Raw genomic sequence first — 23598 nt, 5'->3', positions numbered from 1 at the left:
TCAGCGCTCCGGTTCTTCTTTAAGGTGATTGGCCGGATTGTAGTCCATTGGCCTCACGTTCACCGTCTCCCCGGCAAAGCGGGCGATGCGACTAAGGCTATAGAGCATCAGCATCACCGCCCCGAGCACCGTCAGGAAAACGCCAAGATCAAAGATCATGGCGGTCGCCAGCTCAAACTCTTCGATGGGTGGAAGATGCACGTAGGTATATGCACTCGTCAGGAAAGGCGTCCCGGCCAGCCAAGAACCCGCGCCCGTGAGCGCCGCGATCACTACGCCAAGGCCGATCATCGTGTGATACTCGATCTTCTTGCGTTCCTGTGTCCAGGCAAAGCCAGAGGCCATGTATTGCATGAGCAGCGCGATAGCGATGACCAGACCCGCGACAAAGCCACCGCCCGGCTCATTATGACCACGCAGGAAGATATAAAGGCCTACGACAATCGCGATAGGCATCAGAACGCGCGTGACGACAACCATCATCAGCGGGTGCCGGTCGCGCGACAGGTCCTGAGAGAAATCCATGTTCTTCAATCTTCGCCCTGCAGGCCCGTCAAGCAATGCGTGCATCAGCGCAAAGATCACAAGACCGGCGATCCCCAGCACGATGATTTCGCCAAAGGTGTCATAGCCGCGAAAATCAACGAGGATAACGTTGACGACATTGGTTCCGCCGCCGCCCTCATAGCTGTTGGCGATGTGGTAATCCGAAATCGTGTCGATATCGCGCATCAGGAACGCATAGGCGAGCGCCGCCACACCGCCGCCAGCAGCGACTGCGATGACCGCATCCCGCAGTTTAAGGCCCAGCGGGCTCTCCTTCGGCGTCACCTTCGGCATGAAATGCAGTGCGAGCAGCAGCAGCATGATCGTAACCGTCTCGACCGAGATTTGGGTCAGCGCAAGATCGGGCGCCGACAGATAGGCGAAACCGGCAGAGATCGACAATCCGATGATCCCGATAAGGACCAATGCGCGAAAGCGGTGGTGGTGCATGATCACAACCGAAATCGTGGCGACAATAAGCATGACCCAGCCCACGGCAATGACCGGCGCCACTGGTAACATCTCACGCGTTGGGGCAGACAAGCCGCTTGATGAATAGGCGACCCAGCCAAGGAACACGGACGTGACTGTAAAGATGGCGAGATAGCGACTGATCGCACCATTGTGGCTGATCTCGGAAATGGCACGGCTCACGGCGACGATCAAGGCAACAAGTTTGTCGAAAATCGCCTTCGCTTCGGGCCTTGGTGCCGCAATCCAAGCTTTGTCAAGCGGTCGGTGTATAAGCAGCAGGATCGCACCGCCAGCGATGGCAATGACAGACATCCACAATGCAGGGGTGACGCCGTGCCAGATCTTCAGATGCGGATGCAGATCGGCGCCGGTCACAGCACTGGCCGCCGCCGTGACAATGCCTTCAGCAAGGAACGGAGCCACGCCAATGATGATCACCATGACGACCAAAAGCGCAGGTGCGGCCCACATCCCAAACGGGGGATCATGCGGGGTGTGCGGGTAATCGTCGCGTACCGGTCCGAGAAAGACGTGCGCCACAAACCGGAACGAATAGGCAACCGACAAGAGCGCACCGATCGTTGCCAGCACCGGCACCGCGTAATGACTACCCAGCCAGTCGGTATGCGATGCCTCTTCCAGCATCATCTCTTTCGACAAAAATCCGTTCAAAAGTGGGATGCCTGCCATGGAAAGCGCCGCGGCCGTGCCGATGACAAACGTAATCGGCATCAGATGCCTGAGACCGCCAAGCCGCTTGATATCGCGCGTGTGGGTTTCGTGATCAACGATGCCAGCAGTCATAAAGAGCGCTGCCTTGAACGTCAGGTGATTGATAATGTGGAACACGGCCGCGACCGCAGCAGCTTCAGTTCCGAAACCCAGCAACATGGTCAAAAGCCCAAGATGACTGACTGTCGAGAAGGCCAGCAGCGCTTTCAGATCGTCCTTGAAAAGCGCTATCAGCGCGCCAATCACCATGGTGACAAGGCCGGTCGTGGCCACAATATAGAACCATGCGTCAGTGCCGGACAACACGGGCCACATGCGTGCCATCAGGAAGATGCCGGCCTTTACCATTGTGGCGGAATGCAGATAGGCCGAAACCGGCGTGGGCGCAGCCATGGCATGCGGCAGCCAGAAATGGAACGGGAATTGCGCCGACTTTGTAAAGGCGCCGAGCAGGATCAGGATCAGCGCAGGCAGGTACCATTCGGACGCCCTGACTTCATCTCCGGCCTGAAGAATGTCGGTCAGGTTGTAGCTGCCAACGATATTCCCAAGGATCAGCATCCCCCCGATCATCGCGAGCCCGCCCGCGCCGGTCACAGTCAGCGCCATCCGTGCGCCCTGGCGCCCTTCCGGCAGGTGCTTCCAATAGCCGATCAAAAGGAAAGAGGAGAGCGAAGTGAGTTCCCAGAAAATCAACAAAAGCAGGATGTTGTCGGACACCACGATGCCAAGCATAGCGCCCTGAAACAGTAGCAAATATGTATAAAACTGTCCCATCGGATCGTCACCCGACAAGTAGAAGCGGGCGTAGAGCGTGATCAACAACCCGACGCCAAGGATCATGGCCGCAAAAAGCAGCCCCAAACCGTCAAGGAAAAAAGAGGCCGAAAGACCCAACTGGGGCAGCCATTCAATCTGCGCTTGAACGACTTCTCCACGCAGGACCGATGGTGCCAGAATAAGCAGAATGATCAGCGCCAGCAGTGTCGGCACCGCCGTTGAAATCGCACAGACATTGCGCCCCGCCCGGATCATCAGACCCGGTAGCAACGCCCCGGCAAAGGGCAGCAACGCAATTATGAAAAGGAGAGTCCCCCCGTGGCTCATGGAATAGCCTTACCCGTCTTTATTATTGCAGCAATGCTTAGCCGCTGCAGCAAGACACCACAACCATGCGTTTTGCCTCGCAGCCAAGGCTGTGCTTCAAAACCTCGCTGAAGTCATGGGCTAGCGAAGACCAAGCTGGCCGAGTTGAGGCTGCTGGGAGCATAATCATTCGTCGCAAGGCAGATACGTGCCATTGTCACGACCGAAATTGCATCGCTGCAACAGCGTGATAGAGGTGTCGCATGCATAATGCGGCAGATCAGTACGTGTTTGGTGTGGATGGCGGTGGCTCCGGCTGCCGCGTGCAGGTCACGGACCCGACGGGAAAGCGGTTGGTTGTGACTGAGGGCGGTCCCGCGAATGTCTATACCGACCTTGACGGTGCACTGAAGAACATACGCACGGCGATCAAAGGTGCCGCAGCGCAGCTTGGGCTGGATGATCGACATCTGACAACCTGTCCGGCGCATTTGGGACTGGCAGGAGCGATAAGCAACGTTGAAAGTGATGCCGTGAAAGTTGCAATACCGTTCGAGAGACTGTCGGTTTCGGATGACCGCGCGACCACGCTGGCCGGCGCATTGGGGGACACTGACGGTATCGTGGCTTCAGTCGGCACGGGAAGCTTTGTAGCCGCACAGATGGGCGCGCAACAACGCTTCTTTGGCGGGTGGGGCGCGATGATCTCGGACGAGGCGTCTGGCGCATGGCTGGGATATCAGTTGTTGACCCGATCCGTTTTCGCGGCGGATGGGCTGATAGCAAAAACAGTGCTGACCAAAGAGATGTTGACGCAAGTTGGCGGAAGTCCCGCAGGGCTGACCGCAATGGCCAAGGACGCGGCACCAGACGACATCGCCGCACTCGCACCAAGGGTCGTATCGGCTGCAAATCAGGGTGACGAGGTTGGCGTGGCGCTCATGAAAGAAGGCGCGAACTATCTGATGGCTTGCATTCGGGCTGCCGGTTGGGGCCCAGGTACGCGTTTGTGTCTGACGGGCGGGATCGGTCCGTATTACGCCCCTTATCTTGATGCAGATCTACAGCCATTTCTGGAACCGCCCGCGGGATCGGCGCTCGATGGAGCCGTGTTGCTCGCACTGCGACACGTGACTCAACCATGACCCGAAAGGCGATTACCGGCGCCGACATCTTTGACGGGCGCATTCTGCATCAAGGCGCCGCCTTGCTTTTGAAGGGGGACGTCTTTGAGAGCATCTGCGCGGAGGAGGAGATCCCATCAACCTATCATCGTCATCGCGTTGATGGCGGCACTATCATGCCGGGCTTTGTCGATCTTCAGGTAAACGGCGGCGGAGGCGTGATGTTCAATGACGACACTAGCGTTGCAGGCCTCAGGACAATTGCCGACGCCCATGCTGCGACCGGTACGCAGGCCTTCTTGCCGACTCTGATTACTGACACCGCTGAACGTACCAAGGCCGCCATTGACGCGGTTGCCGCCGCGATTGACGCGGGCGTGCCGGGTATCGTCGGGCTGCATTTGGAGGGGCCACATATCGCAGTCGCCAAAAAGGGGGCCCATGATCCGGCACTGATCCGCCCCATGACCGCCACAGACGAAACGATAGTCCTTGATGCAGTGGCGCGCCTGCCGAACGTGATGATCACCGTCGCCCCGGAGAGCGTGACGCATGCGCAAATCGAAAAGCTCGGTACCGCAGGCGCGATCGTAGCGCTGGGGCACACAGATTGCAGCTTTGCCGAAGCGCAAAAAGCATTCGCTGCGGGCACAAGCTGTGTCACCCACCTTTTCAACGCGATGAGCCAGCTCGGCAGCCGCTCACCTGGTCTTGTTGGCGCCGCCCTTGCCACGCGTGGAATTGCCGCTGGCCTGATCGCTGACAATATCCACGTCCATGCTGCCAGCATCCAGATTGCCCTTGATGCAATGGACCCCACCGATCTGTTTCTCGTGACCGATGCGATGGCGAGCGTCGGCTCCAACATCACTGGATTTCAATTGAATGGGCGTGAGGTGCGCCGCGCTGACGGATGCCTGCGGCTGGAAGACGGCACATTGGCAGGTGCAGATCTGACCATGCCAAGGGCCCTTTCCGTGCTGTTGGCTGAGACGAATGTATCGCGCGAGCGCGCCTTTGCTATGGCGACATTCGTTCCGGCGCATCTGCTGAAGGATGCCTTGGGCCATGGCGCGTTCACACGGGGCCAACCGGCACACGCGATCCATCTGGACCCGGACTGTGTCTATCGCGGCGCGCTCGCGGTCTGACGAATGGTTGCGTGACAGGCAACAACGGATATAGGCATGTGCGTCAACAACGCCGGTCAAACACCGTATGAGCCACGCTTTGCCCTTTAACATCATGATCGTTGGCCAGGCGGGGCGGCTGCAATATGAGGCGCTGATCTTTGCCGCCTCGTTACGCACCTTCTCACCTGATTTTCGCGGCAAGCTTCTTGTGGCCGAACCGCAACCCGGCCCGAAATGGCCACGCGACCCGCGAATGTCCGGCGACATCAAGGATGCGTTGACAGCACTTGGTGCCGAGATACGGCCCTTCCAGTCCGTGTATTTTGGGCACAGCTACCCTTATGGCAACAAGATTGAAGGGCTGCAGATACTTCCAGCAGAGCAGCCTTTCGTCTTCTTTGACACCGATACATTGATCACAGGCGACCTGACGCGCGTGCCTTTTGACTTTGATCGCCCCGCCGCCTCAATGAACCGAGGGCCGACCTGGCCGGTGGAGGAGCTCTATTGGCCCGGCTACACGGCGATCTGGAAATCGCTTTACGACGGGTTTGGACTGGATTTCGAAAGCTCGCTCGATCTGGCGCAGCCCGACGAGTATTGGGAGCGATATCTCTATTTCAACGCTGGCTGGTTTTTCGGCAATGATCCGGCGGCTTTTGGAAAGCTCTTCACCGAATACGCAGTCGCGATCCGGGATGATCCGCCGCCTGAACTGGTGATCCAACCGCTCGACCCTTGGCTGGATCAGGTTGCGCTGCCGCTTGTCATTCATGCTTTGGGCGGCGGGCGCCCCGATGCGGGTCTGCGCGGATTGGACGGCGCTGTCACTTGCCATTACCGCGCGCTGCCACTCCTTTATGCGCGCGGGAGAGACACGCAGATTACCGCATTGGAAGAGGTCACCGCACCTAATAAGATCAAGAAATTGCTCAAGCAATATGAGCCGATGAAGCGCATGATCTATCAGGGACGCGGGCACAAAGTACGCGCGATGTTCGACCGGGCCGCGCTGCCGCGTCACGAAAAGGCGCTGCGCAACAAGATCAAAGCGGCCGGTTTCTGGATGCGGTGATCCTGACCTCCGCGCGGCAGTTCATGGAAGACGGAAAGCTATCGTCGAAACCGCATCAACGTCAAAACGTCGTACCGGTAAAAGCATATAGTCCTTTCATGGGCTGCGCCGTTGAGTGTCCACGGCTTTGCGCCTACACGTATGGCCGAAAGACCTTAGGGAGAGATGACGATGTCCGACAATCCAAGCTACGGCTTTGATACGCTGCAAATACATGCTGGCGCCCGGCCCGATCCGGCAACCGGCGCACGGCAGGTGCCGATTTATCAGACCACGGCCTATGTATTCCGTGACGCAGAGCATGCGGCCGCTTTGTTTAACCTGCAGGAAGTCGGCTATATCTATTCGCGCCTGACCAATCCAACAGTTGCCGCATTGCAGGAACGCATTGCGACGCTCGAAGGCGGTGTCGGCGGTGTCTGCTGCTCTTCGGGACATGCGGCACAGATCATGGCGCTTTTCCCGTTGATGCAGCCCGGGCGCAATATCGTTGCGTCAAGCAGGCTTTACGGCGGGACCGTCACCCAGTTCAGCCAAACGATCAAGCGGTTTGGCTGGTCCGCGACCTTCGTGGATTTTGATGATCATGACGCCGTGAAGGCAGCCATCGACGACGACACGCGCGCCGTTTTTTGCGAGGCGATTGCCAATCCCGGCGGGCACATCACCGATCTTGATGCCATAGCCGCAATCGCTGACGAGGCGGGCATACCGTTGATCGTGGATAACACATCAGCCACGCCCTATCTCTGCCGCCCCATCGAACATGGCGCGACGCTGGTTGTGCATTCGACAACTAAGTACCTGACAGGCAATGGCACGGTAACCGGAGGATGTGTTGTCGACAGCGGTAAGTTCGACTGGGCCGCCAATGACAAGTTCCCCTCGCTCAGCGAACCGGAACCAGCCTATCACGGCCTGAAGTTTGCCGAGACCTTCGGCCCGCTCGCCTTCACGTTCCACGGGATTGCAATCGGACTGCGTGATCTGGGCATGACGATGAACCCCCAGGCCGCCCATTACACGCTGATGGGGATTGAGACCCTATCATTGCGGATGGAACGGCATGTCGAGAACGCGATGAAGGTCGCAAAATGGCTGGAGGATGATCCGCGCACCGATTACGTGACCTATGCGGGTCTGCCGAGTTCGCCCTATTCCAAGCTCGTTCCAAAGATTTGCCCACGCGGTGCGGGCGCGCTGTTCACCGTGGCCGTCAAGGGCGGGTACGAGGCTTGCGTGAAGCTGGTCGACAGTCTTGAGATCTTCAGCCACGTGGCCAATCTCGGCGATGCGCGCAGCCTGATCATCCACTCAGCGAGTACCACCCACCGGCAATTGACAGCGAAACAGCAAGAGGCCGCAGGTGCCGGACCGGGCATCGTGCGTCTGTCCATCGGGATCGAGGATGCCGACGACCTGATTGCCGATCTGGACCAGGCGTTAACCAAGGCAACGGCTTGATCTGACGGAACCTGCCGGTGCTCTTGGCGTGGGCAGGTTTCTGCTGTAGGGTCCGCAGGCAGCGGCAAAACGCGTTTTGCCACAACAACCAACATGCTAGATGCGTTCGATGACCCCGAATTTCGCGCTATCGTTGTCGTTTGAAGGAATTGAACTGCTGCAACGTGTGCAGCATGGCTGGAAGCGTGTCGGTCGGGCTGATGTCGAAGACGAAAATCTTGATGCCGTCCTCGCGGATCTGCGCGCGAAGGCGGAGGCACTCTCCCCGGATGGTTTTTGCACCAAACTGATCATCCCGCTTGATCAGATCAAATATGTCGCCATCGACAGCACGCAAACGACGGATGAAGACATCGAGGCCGAGCTTGACGGTGCCACGCCTTATGGCCTGAACGAGTTGGTGATTGATTGCGAGCGTTTCGGCGGACGCACCCATATTGCGGCTGTCGCCCGTGAAACGCTGATCGAGGCGGAAACCTTCGCAAATGCGCATGGGTTCAATCCGGTCTCGTTCGTGGCCGTGCCCGAACCTTTCACGTTCCAGAAAGAAGTATTCTTTGGCCCCACATCCATGATGCGGGATTTCCTGGGATGGGATGGCGAGGTCGAACGCGACCCGCTGCCCGTAATGGTCGTGGGCACGCGTATCAAGTCGCGCCTGCTTGTCTTTGACCTGCCCGAAGAAGTGATCCCGCCCAGCGATGACACCCTAGATCTGACAGAGGCTCTGCCTGCCAGAGAAGAAGCTGAGGCGCCCAAAAAGCCGAATGCCGACGAACCGCCATCGATGGGCTTTGATCTGGCGGCGGCACTGGCGCCGTTTGCGGATGACGCCCCCGCAGAGACAGACCCGCCAAAGGCTGCTGAGGCCTCTGGCGGCGACAAAGAGGACGAAAAGTCCGAGGGTTTCGATCTCGCAGCGACCCTGGCGCCATTTGTCGAGGAAACACCGGCTGCAAACGAGACCGCCAAGATTGACGACGTAGCCGATGATGGTGAAGAGGACCCGGAGCCTGAATTGCCCTTGGCTGCCGAGGTTGCGCCAATCGAAGAATCCGGCGCCACTGCTCTGGAGGCCGATGAACCGGCGCCGGTCGCCGCAGAGCCGACCGAACAACCTGCCGCCGCGCCCGAATTGCCGCAGGAGGAGGCACCGGCTGAGCCTCCGTCACCAGTTATTGTCGACACCATCATTCCAGAGACCGCGACGCCTGAGCCTGCCGCACCACCAGCGCCGGTGGCCGAAATGGGGCAACCACTACATGTACCGATCCCCGATGATCTGGCACTTTATACACCACGGCTTCTCGACACAATCATCGCCGAATACCACAAACCGAAGCTGCGCAAATCGCGCCGACAGCGCAGCCGTTTGATCGCCCTCGCACCACCAACGCAGGTGGCGGCGACTAAGATACCCGCACCGCCGCCGCGCCCAATTCCGATCCCGCAAACAGCCAATGACAATCGCCGCCCCCGTATGATTGCGGGCGCAATTGCTGCGAGCCTCGTCGTGGTTGGCGTGGTCGCATGGGCCATGCTGCGCGAGACCGAGGGCGCAACGACGCCTGAAGAGCCAACCGCCATCGCCGTCGAAGAGGCATTACAAGAAGCCACGGCGATACCCTCCCAGACCACGGATGAGGATTTGGTCGGCCCCGCGCCAGCGCTGCCACAGCTTGACGTTGCAACACTCACCGCCCCGGCAGATGAAGACGTCACCAATCCCGCCTTTCCGCCGGTTGACGCCGCTCAGACGCAAACCGACCTGCCGCAAGCATTGGCAGGCGCTGCAACGCCTGATGCCGCGCTCCCACCGGTCGAACCTGCACCGGCGCCACCTGCGGAGGAACAAGCCACTGCAACCGTCGGCGCACCCATTCTGCGTGGCCGCGTGCTAAGCCCTGCTGACGCGGCCCGCATCTACGCGGCCACGGGCGTCTGGCAGCGGGCACCGCGGTTTGTTGATGTGCCGGGCACCACCTCGACGGCAGGCATGATCGTCCCGACATCCGAGACGATGCCAGAACGATTGGCGCGGCCCGAAGCACCGCTAACCGACGATCTCGCGACCGATCTGAGCTTTCTTGCCCCAGCCGATCCACCCCCACCTGAAACGACGTTCGCACTTGATGAGGATGGTTTTGTGCTTGCCACTTCCGAGGGCGCGGTCACCCCGGAAGGTGCCATCGTCTTTGCTGGCGCACCGGATCTTGAGATACAATTGCGCCCGACCTTGAGCGCGGCGGACCTTGAGCGCATGGCGCTGCTCGCGCCGGCGCCTGAAGACGTTGTGATCGTCGCGGGGCGTCCTGATATCGTGCCGCCGTTGCGGCCCGCAGATGCAGCGCTTCCCACCGACGACAGCGTTGTTGCCAATGCAGATGCAACGGCAGAGGAGCAACCAACACCGGGCGGTGTCGCGCTTTCCGCCCTCGCGACAGAGGAGATCGACCCGACACCCTCCACCGCCCGCCCCGAACTGCGCCCATCAGACTTTGCCTCAACAGCGCGCCCTACCGATCCAGGCACCCCGGATATCACGGCGATCATCGCGGGAATTGAAGCCGAAGAAACTGAGGCGACCGCCAATGCTATCGTGAACGCGACATCCCAAGCAGTCGCCGCCTCGCTGCGCCCAACGGAACGTCCAAACAACTTCAACCAGGTGGTTGCGGCAGCCCGTGCACAGATCGAACGCCAGCAAAGCACCGCTGCCCCTGCTGCCGCACCAGTCCAGACTGCCGCACCTGTCGCCCCACAGAACTATGCGCCGGTTCCTGGCGGTGTGGCGCGCGCCGCGACGCAGGACGACGTGATCCGCCTGCGCGAGATGAACCTGATCGGCGTCTATGGTCGACCTAACGCGCGCCGCGCGCTCGTCCGTTTGAGCAATGGGCGCTATGTGCGGGTGGAAGTGGGCAGCGCGCTAGATGGCGGCCAGGTTACCGCCATCGGAGAGTCAGCGCTCAACTACGTCAAGCGCGGGCGTACCTACGCGCTGGAATTGCCGTCGGGCTAGCTCGCCTCAAGCACACCGCGGGCGATCTGGTCGGCTTCGATGCTTTCAAAGAGCGCCTTGAAGTTCCCTTCGCCAAAGCCGTCATCACCCTTGCGCTGGATGAACTCAAAGAAGATCGGCCCGATCACCGTCTTGCTGAAGATCTGCAGCAGGATGCGGGTTTCGCCGCCATCCACGACACCTTCGCCGTCGATGAGGATGCCGTGCTTTTCCATGCGGTCACGCGGTTCGTCGTGACCTTCGACACGCTCAGAACTAAGGTCGTAATAGGTGCTCGGCGGCTTCGGCATGAACTTGATGCCGCGGTCGGCGATCTCATCGGTCGCCTCGTAAAGGTCATGCGCGCCCACAGCGATATGCTGGATGCCCTCACCCTTGTACCTCTTGAGGTATTCGACGATCTGCCCGGTTTCGCCCCGGTCTTCGTTGATCGGAATACGGATACGCCCGCAGGGTGAGGTCAGCGCACGGGACAGCAGCCCTGTAAACTTCCCTTCGATATCAAAGAACCGGATTTCTTTGAAATTGAACAGGTCACCGTAGAACTTGAACCAGACATCCATGTTCCCCTTGTGAACATTGTGTGTCAGGTGATCGAGATAGTAAAAGCCGACGCCGGTTGGATGCGCGTCAGAGACCCAATTGAACTCAGTATTGTAGGGATTGGCCTCGTAATACTGATCAATGAAATAGATCAGGCTACCACCGATGCCGACGATGGCCGGCACGTCCATGGTTTTGCCAGCACCTTCATACGGGGTGGCACCGTTCTTGACCGCATGATCGAAAGCGTGCTGCGCATCAACGACCCGCCACCCCATCGAAGGCGCGCAGGGGCCGTGCTCTTCTACGAAGCTGCGCGCATGGCTGCCCGGTTCGTCATTGATGATGTAGGTGATATCGCCCTGCTGCCAAAGCTCGATATCTTTGGATTTGTGCGTGGCCGTGTGGGTATAGCCCATCTTCGTGAAGAGATCGCGTAGGGTCTGAGGTTCAGGATGCGCGAATTCGACGAATTCGAAACCATCCGTCCCCGCTGGATTGTCCGGGGTGATCGTGGATTTTGGTGCGTCATGCGGGAAAGGTCCCATGGGTCATCCTCCTGTTCGCGGTTGCTTGATTGTATCGCATGGGGTCTGTCCAAGGTGCGCATTCTAGTGGATTGATCCATCAAATCATGCGAGAAACCCGCGTGACTAACATCAATAGTGCCAGAAATCCGCATGAACCTTGATGAAGCCGATCTGAAACTTCTCGCCGCACTTCAGCGTGATTCCACCCGCACCGCGCAGGAATTGGGTGACGCGCTGCACATGTCGGCCTCGCAGGCCGGACGGCGGCGCCAACGGCTTGAGGTGGAGGGCTATATCGCCGGATACCGCGCACGCCTCATGCCCGAGAAAGTAGGGCTGTCCGTTGAGGCCTTCATTCAGATCGTGATGGCCACACATACCGAACAGAACGCCCGCGACTTTGTGCGGCTCACGCAAACGCGGGCCGAGATTGTGGGCGCCTGGACGCTGACGGGCGAGGCTGACTACCTGTTGCGCGTCTATTGCCGCGACCTTGCAGCGCTGAATGATCTGGTGCAGCAGGTCCTGCTCCCGCATCCGGCGGTCAGCCGGGTGCAAAGCCAGATCGTGATGGAGCGGGTGAAAACCGACGCGCCCCTGCCCGTTTAGTGCCGTGCCTGCAGGGCGAGAGCGCGCAAAGCCACTACAAACATCAGCGCGCCGCCACAGATGAACGCCATGCCAAAGGATGTGGCGGCGGCAATGGCCGCGCCCATAAACGGCGCGGTCAAAAGCGCAATCGTATTGATCGCCTCGCTTAATGCCGTGACGCGCCCGATCCGATCCGGCGCTGTATGGGTCTGGATGAGCGTGCGGAACGGGACGAGATTGATCGCCGAGGCAACGCCAAGACCGAAGAACAGGCCCAAGTAAAGCGGCAGCGTGATCGGCATGCCCAAAACCTCTGCCACGCCCAATGCAATGGTGAGAAGGCTGGCAACTCCTGCACCGGCGGCAATCCAGCGAAATGGATACTTTGTCTCGCCCAACACCAATGCGCCAAGCACGCTGCCTGCCCCTACTGCAGCCAGCGAGAGGCCCAAAGCGGTCTCGGAGAAGCCAAGGTCACGTGTCAGTGGCGCAATCAGCGTGTCGTAAAAGAACATCGCGAAATAGCCGATGGCCATCATGATAAGCGTAGCCCGCAGTATTGGCTTTCCGGCGATCTCGGCAATTCCGGCACGGATGTTTTGCATCATGCCGGTCGGCTCTGGCGTCTCGTCCACATCCCGTTGAATTGGCGGCAGACGCCAGACCATGAGCACAGCAATCAGTGATACCAGCGCATTGATAAGGAATATCTGCTGTGGTGCCAGCCAGATCAGCAGCGTGCCGCCCAAAGCCGGGGCCGCGATTTTGGACACCTGATTAATCGCATGACTGTGGCCATTCGCGCGCATCCGCGTATCATCATCGGTAAGTGCCTGGATCGCTGCCTGTTTTGCCGGTGTGAAAAACGTATCACAGCTGGCGCGCAAGGCGATAAACACCATCAGAACTGGCCAATGCGGCGCGAGAAACAGCGCCGCTGTACAGATTGCGCGCCCCAGATTGCTGAGAAGTAGGACGCGGTTCAGGTTGCTGCGGTCGACCCAGACACCGGCAAACGGCCCGATCAGCAGGTAAGGCAGCCCCATGCTCACCGCCAGAACGGCAAAGACATAAGGCGGCACCGTCCAGACAAAGGCCAGCAGCGCGCCAATCGCAACGAAGTCCAGCCAATCGGCAAAATCCGCAGGAACCTGGGCAATCAACAGGCGCCGCAAAGTCGCGCGGTGGTCAGGTGTGCTCATGGGGGCAACCTATGCCGGGTCCGGCGGTCGCACCATCCGCAAACTGCCGCGTTGCGCGTTTGAGGTTCCCTTGCGATACCTGAGCCATGGAATCCTTTTTGTTTCAAGCCACAATCTACTTGGGTGCCGCAGTGATTGCGGTGCCGCTGGCGGCGCGTCTGGGCTTTGGATCGGTGCTTGGCTACCTCTTGGCAGGCATTGTGATCGGACCTTTGACGGGCCTTGTTGGGTCTGAAACGCAAGATCTGCAGCATTTCGCAGAGTTCGGCGTTGTCATGATGCTGTTCCTGATCGGGCTGGAGCTTGACCCCCGCGCACTCTGGGCGATGCGCCAGAAGCTGATTGGTCTGGGTGGCTTGCAGATCAGTCTGACCATGGCAGCGGTGATGGTCGGTGCGATGGCATTGGGTTATGACTGGACGACAGCACTTGCCATCGGGATGATCTTTGCTTTGTCCTCGACGGCGATTGTGCTGCAAACGCTTACCGAAAAAGGGCTGATGAGCACCAATGGCGGACGGTCAACGTTCTCGGTTCTGCTGACGCAAGACATCGCCGTGATCCCGATGCTGGCCGCCCTGCCCTTGCTGGCGGTCCCGACAATGATGACGCTGACCGAGAATGGATCGGTCCATCGCGCCGCGGACGATCATCATGGCAGCCACGCGACGCTCAGCCTTGTCGAAGGTCTGCCCGGATGGGGGGTGACGCTTGTCACGGTGGGTGCGGTTGCGCTTGTGATCCTCGCAGGCATCTATCTGACCCGGCCGGTTTTTCGCTATATCCACCATGCGCGACTGCGCGAGATGTATACAGCGCTCGCGCTTCTGATGGTTGTGGCCACCGCCGTATTGATGAGCCTCGTCGGCCTCTCGCCCGCCTTGGGCGCATTTCTGGCGGGTGTGGTGCTCGCCAATTCAGAGTTCAGGCACGAGCTTGAAAGCGACCTTGCGCCGTTCAAGGGCCTGCTTTTAGGGCTGTTCTTCATCACCGTTGGCGCAGGCATCAACTTTGATCTGTTCTTCAACGACCCGGTCTACATTCTTGGCCTGACCTTCGCGGTGATGCTGATCAAATGGGTGATCCTGTTTGGGATCGCAAACCTTTTCAAGATCACCGGCAAGGATCGGTGGCTTTTTACTCTTGGCCTCGCGCAGGCGGGGGAGTTCGGTTTCGTGCTGATTGCGTTTTCAAGGCAGCAAGGCGTTCTGTCGGGTGCGCTGGCGGGGCAGCTTTTGCTTGTCATCGCGCTGTCGATGCTGATCACGCCGCTTTTGTTCATTGCCTATGAGTGGCTCAGCAGTCGTGGAGGCGAGGCCGAGGATCACGAACATGACGAGGTGAAGGAAACGGGTGCCGTGATCATCGCGGGCATTGGACGTTTTGGGCAGATCGTAAACCGCTTGGTGCAAAGTGCCGGTTTCAAGACCGTGGTGGTCGACAGCAACCTGGGCACGGTGCAGATGATGCGAAAATTCGGCTTTCGCGGGTATTTTGGCGATCCGACGCGGCCTGATCTTCTGAATGCGGCGGGACTGCAGGAAGCAGCCGTTCTGGTCGTGGCGATTGATGACAAGGCCTCTGCCAACAAGTTGGTCGCATATGCGCGCAAGGCACAGCCGGATCTGCATATTATCGCCCGCGCACGCGACAGGGTGCATGTCTACGAGCTTTATGATGCGGGCGCCAACGATATCGTGCGCGAGATGTTTGATAGCTCACTCCGCGCCGGACGGTATGCGCTTGAAAACCTGGGGCTCAGCGAGTTCGAGGCTTCCGAGATTGAGCAAGCGTTTTATCAGCACGACCGCTATGCCTTACGTGAACTGGCGCAGCTTTGGCAGCCCGGCGTGCCGGTGTCGGACATCCCCGAATATGTCAAACGCGCCAATGAGTTGAACAACGATCTTGAGACAGAATTTGCGACCCGCCAGCAAGCAGCGGAACGCAAAGACATAGCGTAGCCAGGATTTTTAGAAAATTGGCGGCCCTAGCCGTCGCTAACGCCCGCTTCGGCAAACGTTGCCATGCCGGAATGGCAGGCAACGGCCCCTTTCAGAACGCCAATGGCAAGGACCGCGCCTGACCCTTCGCCAAGCCTCAGCCCAAGATCCAGAAGCGGCTCTTTGCCCAAAGCTTCCAGCAGTTTGCGATGGGCACCTTCCGCGCTCAAATGTCCGGCCACGCAATGATCAAGTGCTGCATCTGCTAACTTGGCCAACACCGCAGCAGCCGCACAACAGATGAAGCCATCAAGGATCACCGGAATGCTGTGGTGCCGGGCGGCCGCGATCGCCCCAGCCATCGCCGCCAACTCGCGCCCGCCCAGGCAGCGCAACGCCTCTAGCGGATCATCGGTTGCATGCAAGGCGAGCCCTTGCGCCACCACATCGGTTTTGCGCGCGAGGCCCGCATCGTCCACACCCGTTCCGCGCCCGGTCCAAGACGCGGCATCGCCACCCAACACACAGGCAGCGACGGCGGCTGCGGACGTGGTGTTCCCGATCCCCATCTCGCCGGTGACCAAAAGATCCGCAGCTGGATCGACTGCATTCCAGCCGGTCTGCAGGGCAGCAATGAACTCATCCTCCGTCATCGCAGGCTGCTCGGTGAAATCTGCGGTGGGCACATCCAGCGACAGGGCGTGCACGTCCATTCTCGCACCAAAGGCTTTTGACAGCTGATTTATTGCAGCACCGCCATGGTCAAAGTTGGCGACCATCTGCACAGTGACCTCTGGCGGAAAGGCCGACACGGCTTTTGCACAGACGCCGTGATTGCCTGCGAAGACCACAACCTGCGGCGCTTTGATGTCCGGCTGGGGCGTCCCGCGCCAGCCTGCATACCAGATCGCCAGATCCTCCAGCCGCCCCAGCGCGCCCGGTGGTTTGGTCAGCTGACCGTTCCGTTCTTCGGCGCCAGCGATCGCTGCGGAGTCAGGCTTGGGCGCGTCGGTCAAGAAGTCACGAAAAGCGGCGAGGGTCGAAAATGGTGCTTGCATCAGGGTCTCATTCCATCAATCGTCGCACCTGTTTAACGATCACATCCGGGATGAAAAGACCCGCGAAGGACAACCCTTTGTACAAACACGACACCCCTTTGGTGGATCGGATTGATCTGTTGGCTGCATTGGGTCTTTTGACCCGTTTGCCAATAAGTGTTGACGGTGAGAGGGCGGTTGAGCGCGGTGCCGCATCGGCCTGGGCCTACCCGTTGGTGGGGGTCATCGTCGGCGTGATCTGTGCCACAGCCGCCACGTTGTTGGCCGCCGTCGGATTGCCCGCAGGCATCGTGGCAGGGCTGATCCTCGCGCTCTCGGTCATTCTGACCGGCGCGATGCACGAAGACGGGTTAGCTGACAGCGCAGACGGCCTTTGGGGCGGGTGGGACAAGGCGCGGCGGCTGGCCATCATGAAGGACAGCCATATCGGGGTTTATGGCGTTTGCGCGATTGCCCTGTCGCTGCTATTACGCTGGCTGGCGCTGAGCACGATTATTGCGATGGGCGCTTACTGGGTTGCCCTGATCGCCGTTGGTGCGCTGAGCCGATGTGCAATGGTTGTTGTGATGGCTACGCTATTGCCCGCACGCAATTCCGGCCTTGGCAAGAGCGTGGGGCCACCGCCCACCAATACCGCGTGGCTGGCGATTGTGATTAGCATTGGAGTGGCGGTGCTAACTGGTTATCCGCTTCTCGTGTTGTTTGCGGCACTTGCCAGTCTTGCCTGCGGTTTGATTGCGTCAGCCAAGGTTGGTGGTCAGACGGGAGACATTCTTGGCGCGACGCAGCAGGTCACGGAAACCGTGACGCTCATCGCACTTGTGACAATGATTACCTGACGGCTTGACAGGCAAGCGCCTGGGTAAAGCTGTCACGACCCGCAAATGGCCCGATATCCTGCGCCCGAAGTGACCCGTTCTCCAATCGGGTGGCCATGATACGAGTCCAGTTTGCGCTGGCCGTGATCATCTCGGGCCCCTGCCCGCAATCGCGGACGCCACCGCTGATGAAGTCTTCACCGATCCGATGGTTGCTGAGGCCGGAAGCGGCGGCAATCTCGGTGAAATCTCCGTCCTTGTAACGCCACACGCGCAGCGTTTTGGCCAGATGCGGGCGGTCGATATAGGCGATCTCGACAAAGCCGTCCCCGTCAAGGTCGGCAGCTCCGATTGGGGCCAGCCAGCGGTTGCGCGTCCCGATATGCGGGGTTGCAGCGATCTTGCCAGTCTCGTCATAAATCGCCAGCTGTGCGCCGGTATCGACCTGCGCCTCAACAACAATCACCTCGGGCGAGCCATCGCCATCGATATCAGCGAGGCGTGGCGCGATATCTTCGAACACGCGATCCGGACCAAGCGTGACTTCACGGACCACCCGTCTGGGAATGGGAAGCTCCAGGCCTCCAAGACCTACCCTGCCTTCGGAAGTGATGCGCAACTGCGACCATTCAATCGCGTCTCCCAACACGCCATGGGCATAGCGATCTGTGGGGCCGTCATATTCGGCAGACAGGATCGTCTCAGCAGCAAGCGGCGCCGCGAAGAACGCCAACACTGCCGCCAGGCGGATCATCAGATTTGCTTTTCCGGCATTTGCACGCGCAGCCCGTCAAGAGCATCCGTCACCTTCAACTGGCAGGTCAGGCGCGATTTCACCGCATCGGGCTCGTAAGCGAAATCCAGCATATCCTCTTCCATCGGATCTTTCGCAGGGAGCTTCTCCACCCATGCGTCATCCACGTAGACATGACAGGTGGAACAAGCACAGGCACCGCCGCAATCTGCCTCAATCCCTGGAATACCGTTGTCACGTGCCCCTTCCATCACGGTCAGCCCATTGGCCACGTCGACCACATGTTCTTTGCCGCCATGTTCCACATAGGTTATCTTGGCCATGCCTGTTGTCCCTTAATCGTCAAATCTGCTGGGATTACCTAGTGCATGGCAGATCAAGGGACCAGTGCAAATGCAAGACCATCAGGTCACAAAAGCAAGTGTCTGATGCCTTTGTTACCCAAATGCGTTCGCTGCACCAGAATCTGTGTGGGAATCCACACAAACTGCGTCGCAAACGTGCAGGCAACGCGCGGAACTCGTTGGAAACTATCAGATTGTGCAGATTTGGGCGGTTGCCCCTTGTCACCGGTGTTCAGTATTGCATCTTTCACGCTATTCTCCGGTTCGACCGGCACAACAAACTCTTGGGAGGAGACGTTATGAACTTTGTCAAAGCTGCAGTTGCGGCGACCCTAGTCCTCGCAGCCCCGATGGCCAAGGCCGACGTGGAAGAGGCAAGCTACATCCTCGCCACGGCTTCGACAGGCGGTACTTATTATCCTGTTGGGGTGGCGCTTTCCACATTGGTCAAGGTCAAGCTGGAACCCGGTATGAAAATCGGGATGTCGGCCATCAGCTCTGCCGGTTCTGGTGAAAACGTGCGCCTGATCCGTGAAGGCGAGGCGCAGTTCGGTATTCTGCAAGGTCTCTTTGGGTATTACGCCGCCACCGGCACTGGACCAGTTGAAGAATCCGGCCCGCAGGCACATCTGCGTTCGGTCACGATGCTGTGGCCCAATGTTGAGCAATTCGTGGTCTCGTCTGACGTTGCCCCCACTGGCACGATTGAGGATATGACCGCCCTGACGGGTGAGGCGATGGCGCTTGGCCGTCAGAACTCCGGCACCATCGGGTCGAACCGCACGGTGATGGCTGGTTTCGGCGTGAATATCGATGAGGATTACGAACTGGTCTTTGCCGGTTATGGCCCCTCTGCCGAGGCGCTGCAAAACGGGCAGGTCAAGGGCATCAGCACGCCTGCCGGTGTACCCACCGGTGCTGTGAGCCAGTTGATGGCGGCTGCGGGTGACAGCGTGAAATTCCTGGAATTCACGGATGAGCAACTGGCCCAGGCTGATGGCGGCCGTGAACTCTGGACGCGCTACGTGATCCCTGCAGGCACCTATCCGGGTCAGGACGCGGATATCAACACGATTGCGCAGCCGAACTTCCTCGCCACCCATGCGGATCTGCCGGAAGAAAACGTCTATCAGATCACCAAGACGATCTATGAAAACCTGCCCTTCCTGCAGGCGATCCACCCGGCCACCAAGGCCATGGCGCTGGAACAGGCCATTGCAGGTCTGCCGGTGCCGCTGCATCCCGGTGCGGCCCGGTATTACCAGGAACAGGGGATCGACATTCCTGAGCGTCTGATCGCTGAGTAATCCTCTTGCGGCCCGCATGTGATCCATGCGGGCCGTTCGTACGTTAAGGGGACAGGATATGTCTGACGAACCCAAGGCCGAGGCAGCCGTTCTGCGCGCCTTTACCGGCTGGCCGAATACCGCCTTGACGGTTTTGTGTTTCCTGATCGCCGTTGGCCATATCTATGTCGCCTTTGATCCGATCATTTCCGAATTTCAGCGCAACGCCTATCACTTTGCCGGCTTCGCGTTTCTTGCGGCAGTCCTGTACCCGCTGATCAAGGGACACACGCGCAGCAAGGGCATGCTCGCCTTTGATCTGACGCTCGGCATCTGTGTCGCGATCTCAGCCATTTACCTGCCCTATGCCGAACAAGGGATTTACGACCGTGGCGTGAAGTTTTCGACGCTCGATTGGATCGCATCGGTGATCTGCGTTGTTGGCGCGATTGAATTGACCCGGCGGCTGACCGGCTGGGTCATCCCGTCGCTGATCATCATCGCGCTGTCTTACGTCGGCTGGTGGGGCAGCATGATTGGCGGTGTATTCTCGTTTCCGGGCCTCAGCTGGGAGAGTATCGCGTTTCGTTCGATCTTTGGTGACGATGCGATGTTCGGCACCATTGCTCGGATTTCCTCGACCTTCGTCTTTCTCTTTATCATTTTCGGCGCGTTCCTTTTGCGCTCTGGCGCCGGGGATTTCGTCATAAACATCGCGCGTGCCATCGCGGGCCGTTTGGTGGGCGGGCCGGGTATCGTGGCGGTCATCGCCTCCGGCCTCACAGGCACGATTTCCGGCTCTGCTGTGGCCAACACCGCCTCGACCGGCGTGATTACAATCCCGTTGATGAAGAAGGCCGGTTTTCCTCCGAAATTCGCAGGCGGAGTTGAGGCCGCATCCTCCACCGGCGGCCAGCTGATGCCGCCGATCATGGGTGCGGGTGCCTTTGTGATGGCCAGCTTCACGCAGATCCCCTACGAGACCATCGTCGCCGTCGCGGCCCTCCCAGCCCTCCTCTACTTCCTGTCGGTCACATTCTTTGTGCGCATTGAGGCGCGGCGCCTCGGCCTGCAACCGATGGACAACGATGGGGAAACCGTTTGGTCAGCCTTCAAGAAGGGCGGTGCCAGCTTTGTCATTCCCATTGCCGGATTGATCGGGATGCTGGTTGCCGGGTTCACACCGGCATATGCCGCTGTCTTTGGCATTCTTGCGGTGATCGCCTCAAGCTGGCTGACCCAGAACCCGATGGGCCCGCGCGCCGTGTTCGAGGCGCTGGTGATGGGCACCAAGGGTATGATCATGACCGCCGTGCTGCTTTGCGCCGTTGGCCTTGTGGTGAACGTGATCGCCACAGCCGGGATCGGGAATACGTTCAGCCTGATGATCGCCGACTGGGCCAATGGCAATTTGCTGGCCGCCATCGTCATGGTCGCCATTGCGAGCCTCGTGCTGGGCATGGGCCTGCCGGTGACAGCGGCCTATATCGTGCTCGCGACGCTTTCGGCGCCCGCTCTAGCAGGCATGATCTCCGACCGGTTCGTGATTGACGCACTGGCGGCTGGCACATTGGGCGATGCGGGTCAGACGATCCTAATGCTTGGCTTGGCGGACCCGACCGTCTTGGCCGGACCGCTGACACTGGAAGAGGCCGGTGCCATAATCAAGGCACTCCCCTTGGAAGTTGCCGCCCCACTTCGCGATCTGGTTGTCCCGCAGGAGGTCGCGGTCGCCGCCCTCCTCTCTGCACATATGATCATCTTCTGGCTCAGCCAGGACAGCAATGTCACGCCGCCTGTGGCGCTTGCCGCCTTTACGGCGGCAGCCATTGCCAAGGCTCCGGCGATGGCTACAGGCTTTGCCAGTTGGAAATTGGCCAAGGGCCTCTATATCGTGCCGCTCCTGATGGCCTACACGCCGTTCCTGTCAGGTGACTGGCCGACGATGCTGATGATCTTTGGCTTTGGCGTTGTGGGCATTTATGGACTGGCGGGGGCTCTACAAGGCTGCATGGAGCAGCCCATCGCCGTGCCCCTGCGGTTTGTCGCAGCCATTGCAGGCGCGGCCTGCATCTGGCCCGCGCCGCTGTGGGTGCAAGCAGCTGGCGCTGTCGTTGTGATCGGACTGTTGATATGGAACATCCGCACCATGCCGCAGATGGCGCCAGCGCAATGATTACTGATCGGGTGCGAGTTCTGATCTGATGACAATGGCTCGTCATGGATAATGAAAAAGGCGGCCTCCACGGGCCGCCTTTTCTCAGTTCGATGGGTGGACCGTTACTGGTCCTCAAGCACCAACGCTACGAAACGCGGGTCGCCACCCCGGCGCACCAGCAACAGGATGGATTTGCGTCCTGCATCGGACGCCGCTTCAATCTGCGTTTCCAAATCGGCAATCGTCGCGACAGCCTGTTGTCCAGCTTCAGTGATCACGTCGCCTTCCAAGAGGCCCTTGGACGCCCCTTCTGAGTCGGGATCAATGCTTGTAATGACCAGACCTTCATCGATGCTCAGCGAAAACTGATCGGTCAATTCCGGCGTGATCTCTGACAATGTCAGGCCCAGGATTTCAGACTGCTCCGCTTCTTCCGGTTCCGTTGATGCAGGGAAAGCAACGGCCTCAGACGTTTCGCGGCGCCCCAAAACAACAGTCAGCTGCTCCATATCACCTTCACGCAAAACCGAGACAGGGACCTCTTTGCCCACAGGTGAATTGCCGACGATACGAACGAGTTCGCGGGTATCTTCAATCTCAATCCCGTCGAAGTTCAGGATCACATCGCCTGACAGCATACCCGCATTTTCAGCCGGGCCCGCTGGCACATCGGTCACCAATGCACCCCGCGCCAGATCCAACCCGTCGATGGCATCCACCATATCAGGTGTCACGTCCTGAATACGCACGCCCAGCCAGCCGCGGCGCGTCTCACCAAACTCGATCAACTGATCGACCACGTTGGTGACCACTGCAGAGGACATCGCAAAACCGATCCCAATTGACCCGCCATTTGGCGACAGGATCGCGGTGTTCACGCCGATCACCTCACCATCCATGTTAAACAACGGACCGCCGGAATTGCCCCGGTTGATGGCCGCATCCGTCTGGATGTAATCATCATACGTGCCCGACAGCGCACGGTTCCGGGCAGAGACGATACCTGCGGAAACCGAGAAACCCTGCCCCAACGGATTGCCCATCGCCATAACCCAATCGCCTACGCGACTGCCGGGGCCATTACTGTCGCCGAATGCAACGTAAGGCAGGTTCTCAAGGTCAACCTTCAGCACGGCGATATCCGTGTTCGGGTCTGTGCCAACCAATTCAGCTGGCACGCCAGGTTCGCCGCCTGGGAAGAATTCGATCAGGATCTCATCAGCCCCTTCAATCACGTGATTGTTCGTAACGATATAGCCGTCATCAGAGATCACAAAACCGGAGCCCAGCGCCGAGGACCGGCGCGCGCCATTGCGCCCATCAGGGTCGAGATCGTTGAAGAAATCTTCAAAAGGGGAGCCCTCTGGCACCAGTCCCTGCGGTCCGGTCCGCCCAGCAATAGTGGTGCTAGTCGTGATATTCACAACCGAAGGGCTGATTTGTTCCGCCAGATCGGCAAAGGTTTCGGGGCGGTTCTGCGCCTCAGACGAAGTGGCCTGCGCGAGCACCAGCGCCAGCGCCAAAGCGCCTGCTGCAAAGAGCGCGGTGAGCATGCGGCGCGCGCGCCCGTGATCATGTTGGATTGCGATTGCCTTTGTTTTTGCTGCCGTCGATTTCACGGGGCAAATCTCCTTATACACTGCGTTGCGCCGCACACGGGGGGCTGCGCGATTGTCTTTCGATGATCTATGTAGCGCGCGCATTGTGCAACGCAA

Annotated in this window: 17 protein-coding genes; 10 read left to right on the top strand and 7 right to left on the bottom strand. The window is 59.4% G+C overall.

From position 1 onward, the window contains the following. A complete protein-coding gene (locus SLH49_RS09940) occupies positions 1-2859 on the bottom strand; it encodes a monovalent cation/H+ antiporter subunit A (protein WP_320269009.1) in 2859 nt (952 codons plus the stop codon). 242 nt (positions 2860-3101) lie between these two features. On the opposite strand from SLH49_RS09940, the gene SLH49_RS09935 reads away from it, so the two are divergent. From SLH49_RS09935 to SLH49_RS09915, 5 genes are all read left to right on the top strand, one after another. Next, complete coding sequence (locus tag SLH49_RS09935) at positions 3102-3983, top strand: BadF/BadG/BcrA/BcrD ATPase family protein (RefSeq protein WP_320269008.1); 882 nt, start codon at positions 3102-3104, stop codon at positions 3981-3983. Then, positions 3980-5113: an N-acetylglucosamine-6-phosphate deacetylase gene (gene nagA, locus SLH49_RS09930; RefSeq protein WP_320269007.1), complete on the top strand. Its 1134-nt coding sequence runs from the start codon at positions 3980-3982 to the stop codon at positions 5111-5113. Before SLH49_RS09935 ends, nagA begins: the two co-directional genes overlap by 4 nt. Positions 5114-5180: 67 nt before the next feature. Then, on the top strand, positions 5181-6170 hold the full coding sequence (locus SLH49_RS09925) for a hypothetical protein (protein ID WP_320269006.1): 990 nt from the start codon (positions 5181-5183) through the stop codon (positions 6168-6170). Between the two features lie 171 nt (positions 6171-6341). Further along, positions 6342-7634 (top strand): O-acetylhomoserine aminocarboxypropyltransferase/cysteine synthase family protein, encoded by a 1293-nt coding sequence (locus SLH49_RS09920; protein WP_320269005.1) that lies wholly within the window; start codon positions 6342-6344, stop codon positions 7632-7634. Between the two features lie 109 nt (positions 7635-7743). Continuing rightward, the gene (locus tag SLH49_RS09915; RefSeq protein ID WP_320269004.1) at positions 7744-10656 is read left to right on the top strand and encodes a hypothetical protein; all 2913 of its coding nucleotides are present in this window, start codon (positions 7744-7746) and stop codon (positions 10654-10656) included. Here SLH49_RS09915 and hppD read toward each other — a convergent pair. Further along, positions 10653-11747: a 4-hydroxyphenylpyruvate dioxygenase gene (hppD, locus tag SLH49_RS09910; RefSeq protein ID WP_320269003.1), complete on the bottom strand. Its 1095-nt coding sequence runs from the start codon at positions 11745-11747 to the stop codon at positions 10653-10655. The two genes, SLH49_RS09915 and hppD, sit on opposite strands and share 4 nt — an antisense overlap. Before the next feature lie 132 nt (positions 11748-11879). Between hppD and SLH49_RS09905 the strand changes: the two genes are divergently transcribed. Then, complete coding sequence (locus SLH49_RS09905) at positions 11880-12338, top strand: Lrp/AsnC family transcriptional regulator (protein WP_320269002.1); 459 nt, start codon at positions 11880-11882, stop codon at positions 12336-12338. On the opposite strand, the gene SLH49_RS09900 is transcribed toward SLH49_RS09905, so the two are convergent. After that, the gene (locus tag SLH49_RS09900) at positions 12335-13522 is read right to left on the bottom strand and encodes an MFS transporter (RefSeq protein ID WP_320269001.1); all 1188 of its coding nucleotides are present in this window, start codon (positions 13520-13522) and stop codon (positions 12335-12337) included. The two genes, SLH49_RS09905 and SLH49_RS09900, sit on opposite strands and share 4 nt — an antisense overlap. Positions 13523-13608: 86 nt before the next feature. Between SLH49_RS09900 and SLH49_RS09895 the strand changes: the two genes are divergently transcribed. Beyond that, on the top strand, positions 13609-15486 hold the full coding sequence (locus tag SLH49_RS09895; RefSeq protein WP_320269000.1) for a monovalent cation:proton antiporter-2 (CPA2) family protein: 1878 nt from the start codon (positions 13609-13611) through the stop codon (positions 15484-15486). 26 nt (positions 15487-15512) lie between these two features. Here SLH49_RS09895 and cobT read toward each other — a convergent pair whose 3' ends face one another. Then, a complete protein-coding gene (gene cobT, locus SLH49_RS09890) occupies positions 15513-16523 on the bottom strand; it encodes a nicotinate-nucleotide--dimethylbenzimidazole phosphoribosyltransferase (RefSeq protein WP_320268999.1) in 1011 nt (336 codons plus the stop codon). 50 nt (positions 16524-16573) lie between these two features. Here cobT and cobS point away from each other — a divergent pair, with 50 nt between their 5' ends. Beyond that, positions 16574-17362 carry an adenosylcobinamide-GDP ribazoletransferase gene (cobS, locus tag SLH49_RS09885; RefSeq protein WP_320268998.1) on the top strand — a complete coding sequence of 263 codons (789 nt, stop codon included), beginning with the start codon at positions 16574-16576 and terminating at the stop codon, positions 17360-17362. Here cobS and SLH49_RS09880 read toward each other — a convergent pair. Both SLH49_RS09880 and SLH49_RS09875 read right to left on the bottom strand, forming a co-directional pair. Next, positions 17355-18095 carry a VCBS repeat-containing protein gene (locus SLH49_RS09880; RefSeq protein ID WP_320268997.1) on the bottom strand — a complete coding sequence of 247 codons (741 nt, stop codon included), beginning with the start codon at positions 18093-18095 and terminating at the stop codon, positions 17355-17357. The two genes, cobS and SLH49_RS09880, sit on opposite strands and share 8 nt — an antisense overlap. Next, complete coding sequence (locus SLH49_RS09875; protein ID WP_320268996.1) at positions 18095-18418, bottom strand: 2Fe-2S iron-sulfur cluster-binding protein; 324 nt, start codon at positions 18416-18418, stop codon at positions 18095-18097. Before SLH49_RS09875 ends, SLH49_RS09880 begins: the two co-directional genes overlap by 1 nt. A 320-nt stretch (positions 18419-18738) precedes the next feature. Between SLH49_RS09875 and SLH49_RS09870 the strand changes: the two genes are divergently transcribed. Then, on the top strand, positions 18739-19746 hold the full coding sequence (locus SLH49_RS09870) for a TAXI family TRAP transporter solute-binding subunit (protein WP_320268995.1): 1008 nt from the start codon (positions 18739-18741) through the stop codon (positions 19744-19746). Positions 19747-19804: 58 nt separating this feature from the next. Beyond that, entirely contained in the window at positions 19805-21901 is a 2097-nt protein-coding gene (locus SLH49_RS09865) for a TRAP transporter fused permease subunit (protein ID WP_320268994.1), read from the top strand. A 104-nt stretch (positions 21902-22005) separates the two neighbouring features. On the opposite strand, the gene SLH49_RS09860 is transcribed toward SLH49_RS09865, so the two are convergent. Then, the gene (locus tag SLH49_RS09860) at positions 22006-23436 is read right to left on the bottom strand and encodes a Do family serine endopeptidase (protein ID WP_320269782.1); all 1431 of its coding nucleotides are present in this window, start codon (positions 23434-23436) and stop codon (positions 22006-22008) included. Positions 23437-23598: the final 162 nt, after the last annotated feature.

The organism is Cognatiyoonia sp. IB215446 (assembly GCF_033963825.1).
Taxonomy (GTDB): Bacteria; Pseudomonadota; Alphaproteobacteria; order Rhodobacterales; family Rhodobacteraceae; genus Yoonia.
The sequence above is the reverse complement of the archived record's forward strand: the minus strand, read 5'-3'. Positions and strand labels throughout refer to the sequence as shown.